At 57.0% G+C, this 3,448-nt stretch carries 6 protein-coding genes and 1 pseudogene; all 7 read left to right on the forward strand.

Annotation, left to right across the window (positions count from 1 at the left end):
* Positions 1-210 precede the first annotated feature (210 nt).
* Positions 211-591 (forward strand): hypothetical protein, encoded by a 381-nt coding sequence (locus tag AUQ42_RS07540; RefSeq protein ID WP_068518483.1) that lies wholly within the window; start codon positions 211-213, stop codon positions 589-591.
* Positions 588-824 (forward strand): helix-turn-helix transcriptional regulator, encoded by a 237-nt coding sequence (locus tag AUQ42_RS15640; protein WP_082817779.1) that lies wholly within the window; start codon positions 588-590, stop codon positions 822-824. The genes AUQ42_RS07540 and AUQ42_RS15640 overlap by 4 nt, the downstream gene beginning before the upstream one ends.
* The gene (locus AUQ42_RS07545; protein ID WP_068518484.1) at positions 811-1,554 is read left to right on the forward strand and encodes a conjugal transfer protein TraL; all 744 of its coding nucleotides are present in this window, start codon (positions 811-813) and stop codon (positions 1,552-1,554) included. The genes AUQ42_RS15640 and AUQ42_RS07545 overlap by 14 nt, the downstream gene beginning before the upstream one ends.
* Positions 1,554-1,994 (forward strand): hypothetical protein, encoded by a 441-nt coding sequence (locus AUQ42_RS07550; protein ID WP_068518485.1) that lies wholly within the window; start codon positions 1,554-1,556, stop codon positions 1,992-1,994. The genes AUQ42_RS07545 and AUQ42_RS07550 overlap by 1 nt, the downstream gene beginning before the upstream one ends.
* A gap of 18 nt (positions 1,995-2,012) precedes the next feature.
* Positions 2,013-2,327 carry a TrbC/VirB2 family protein gene (locus AUQ42_RS07555; protein WP_068518486.1) on the forward strand — a complete coding sequence of 105 codons (315 nt, stop codon included), beginning with the start codon at positions 2,013-2,015 and terminating at the stop codon, positions 2,325-2,327.
* Complete coding sequence (locus AUQ42_RS07560) at positions 2,324-2,623, forward strand: hypothetical protein (RefSeq protein WP_068518487.1); 300 nt, start codon at positions 2,324-2,326, stop codon at positions 2,621-2,623. The genes AUQ42_RS07555 and AUQ42_RS07560 overlap by 4 nt, the downstream gene beginning before the upstream one ends.
* Positions 2,620-3,448 (forward strand): annotated as a pseudogene (locus AUQ42_RS07565) (type IV secretion system protein VirB4); the annotation flags it as partial. The gene AUQ42_RS07560 and the pseudogene AUQ42_RS07565, both read left to right, overlap by 4 nt.

A 3,448-nucleotide genomic window follows, 5' to 3' on the forward strand; every position in this document is an offset into this window, starting at 1 on the left:
GGAGGATCGCAGGTTCAAAGACTGTTCCTGCGGGCAATAAAAAAAGCGGCCCCGTAAGGGACCGCCTTTTTTATTGGTTGCGGGGGCACTCATTGTTGCCCAATTCTGATGATCGAGAGACAGACGCTGTCTGCACCTCTGACACAGAATTGAGACCATACATTTCCGATCCTTGTCAAGTGGTTAACGCTTATGACAAGGAGCGCGCCAATGCCCGCAGAATGGGGTCAGGCGAAGATCGAAATCCTTGCTTTGCGAGATGAAATTCTCGGCAAGATTGAGCAAGGCGTTCTGGTCCGAACAATCTACGAAGAACTGAGTGCTTCGGGACGTATCACGATGTCCCGCCGGTCGTTCTATGACCGGGTAAAACAACTGCGTTCTGGGCGTACCACACCCAAAACCCAAGTGCCTGCAAAAGCACCCGGCCAGTCCTCTGCCACCCCCACACACACCGTATCGCCAAGCAACACTCAAGCCGCTAGCTTCTTGCCAACACTCAAGGCGAAAGAACAGGCCGCGCTGGACCGTCTGTGGGGTGGGGAAGACCCAGAAGACGATGCCTCTGACGAGACGGAGGCATCGCAATGAGCTCCTGGCAATCAGATTACCTCACCCTTCACACCCGCCTGCGGCAAGCCCGCGAGCGCAAACACCTCACCCAAGCTGGTGCAGGTGAATGTATCGGCGTGTGCGAACGCACCTATCGAGACTTTGAAGCAGGCAGAACCGATCTGCCTGCTGCGCATGTTTTCCGCCTCGCCCATGTGCTGGGCATCAAAATTATCATTTCAGATGGAGTTATCGCCGATGGCGTTGATTAATCTTACCCTTCAGGGCAAGGGCGGGGTCGGCAAGTCGTTTGTCGCCAGCCTTCTCGCACAGCATTACCTCAAACGCGACACCCCGCTTCATTGCTATGACACCGATCCAGTTAACCAGACCTTTGCCGGGTATAAAGCCTTCCCCGTCGAGACCATTCGTCTGGGCGAACGACCTGATGAGATCAACCCGCGTTATTTCGATGCGCTGATCGAACAGATCATGACCGGCCCGGAAGACGGGGTTGTCGTGATCGATAACGGGGCCAGCACCTTCCTGCCGCTCCTTGGCTATATGGTAGAAGCACAGGCGCTCCAGATGCTGGCCGATGCCGGTCATGAGGTCCGACTTCATACAGTGCTGACGGGTGGCCAGGCGCTCAATGACACCATGCAGGGCCTGCATCAGGTCTTGCAGAGCGTTCCCGATATTCCGGTTGTTGTCTGGCTCAATGAGTATTTCGGGCGGATCGAACGCAAGAATACCTCTGGCGAAGTCGAGAGCTTCGAGCATTCCGGTCTTTACAAGAAAAACAAGTCCCGCATTCACGCTCTGGTGCGTCTGCCCGAGGTCCGCAAGGAAACCTTCGGCCACGACATTGAACAAATGATGCGCGCCCGCCTGACCTTTGATGAGGCCGGTAGCCATGCAGACTTTCCCTTGATGTCGCGCCAGCGCCTTATGATGACCTGGCGCAGCATTGGGTCGACCATGGAACAGGCGGTGCTGTAATGGCCAATGTTCTTGATGAGGCTCCGCCGCCGCCCCTGACCATGGACAGCATCGAAGAGCTGCGCACCCATCTGTGGAAAGTTCATCAGGTCACCGTTGAGGACGGTGATCCGGTGCTGATGATCTACACCATTCACAAGGTCGTGCTCGACGAGCACCGTCGCCTGATCGATCAGCATAACCGAACCCTGTCCGGGATCATCCAGGCACAGGCAGAAACTTTCACCAGCGATGTCACCGCCGCCATCGAGGACTTCAAGAATGAAGCCCTCACCGATGCCGTGCGTGAACGCCTGTCTGCCATGCAGGAAGCTGCCCGGCTTGCCGATACGGCCCAGGACCGTTTTCGCAAGATGGTCAAGCTGATCTCTATTCTCACCGCTCTCAATCTGGTCGCCGTCGTCTTCACCCTGGGCGTCCTCACTGTTTTGACGATTTGACGACAAGGAAATCCGAACATGGATAAACGTAATCTTCTTAAAATCGCTGTCATCGCAGGCCTTGCCACTTTGGCCATGACTGAACCGGCCTTTGCCCAAGGCACCACCGGTGGCAACTGGTGGGATCCGGTAGTCTCCTTCCTCGAACTTCTGGCCGAGGGCTTTGGCAAGATCTTTGCCATCGCACTGGGTCTTGGCCTTGTCGTTTATGGCGGCTGGGCAGCATTCACCGGTCGGCTTGATCCACAGCGCGGCATCATGATGGTGATTGGCGGCATTCTTGTTACCGCAGGCCCTGCCATCGCATCGGGTCTTCTGGGGGTTCTCAAATGAAAGCCGCCAGTGCTGTTCTCATTCAGGTCCAGCGCCAGATGACGCTGATCGGTCTGCCGATCCCGCTTCTGCTTGTTGCGGGGCTTGCTGGTGTTCTGGGCTTTGTCCTGCCCGTCGTGTTCGACTTTCCTGCCTTGGTCATTCCGGGCGGGATCGTCGGCTTTGTCGGGGCGTGGATCTATCTCGTCAAACATCAGCGGATCAATCCGAACTATGACCGCGATCTGCTGGTTACCCCGATGTTCTGGGGCAGCCGCAAGGGTGAACGCCTCCTGACCACGGGAGGGCGCAAATGATCTGGACCGATGTGATCACCACCGGCCTTGTGACCGGTATGGCCGGGGGATTGGTGGTTCCGGCAGGTCGTCGCCTGCTGCTCGGCGATATTGAGCAAGACTGGCTGCAGGACGAGCTGGAGCTCGACGGGATTGATCCCTTCGATGGGATCACCGTTCGCGGCAAGGACGGTTCGCTCTCGCGTGTCTGGCATCTGCAAGGGACCAGCTATGACGCAAGGATCGAGAGCGAGCAGCAGAGCTTGTTGCTGGGCCGTCAATCACTCCTGCAGGAACTCGGCAAACGCAACATCGCTGTGCGCCTGTTTGCGATCAAACGACAGCGTGAAATTGCCGCCAAGGCAGACTGGCCGAATATCGTGCTTGAAGAGATCGGCACTGCCGAAACCCGGCAATATAAATCAAGCTACTTCATTGATTGGTATCTGATGGCAACAGCTCAGGCCATGCAGCCCCTGCTGGATGCCGAAGAGAAGATCCCGGCCATCCTTTCCGAGTATCGCCCGGAACTGCTTGCACGCTCGGAAGATGACCAGCCCTGTTTGTTGACCGGTTTCCTCAATGGGTTGGTGAGCGGTGAATATCGCCGCGACCTTCCGGCGATCAGCAGGAACCTGTCGGCCAACCTGCCCGCCTCCGACCTTCATTGCGACAAGGTCACGGGCACCATCACCACCCACATCCCGGCACAACAGTTTCAGAAGGTCATCACCGTTACGCTTTGGCCGGAAACAGTGTCCGGCCATCTGATCGGCGAGATCCTCGCCCTGCAGGGCGATATCGAGATTTGCCAGATCTGTGATCCATGGGGCAGTGACCAGGCAA

The sequence above is a fragment of the Thalassospira sp. MCCC 1A02491 genome, assembly GCF_001613785.1.
Taxonomy (GTDB): Bacteria; Pseudomonadota; Alphaproteobacteria; order Rhodospirillales; family Thalassospiraceae; genus Thalassospira; species Thalassospira povalilytica.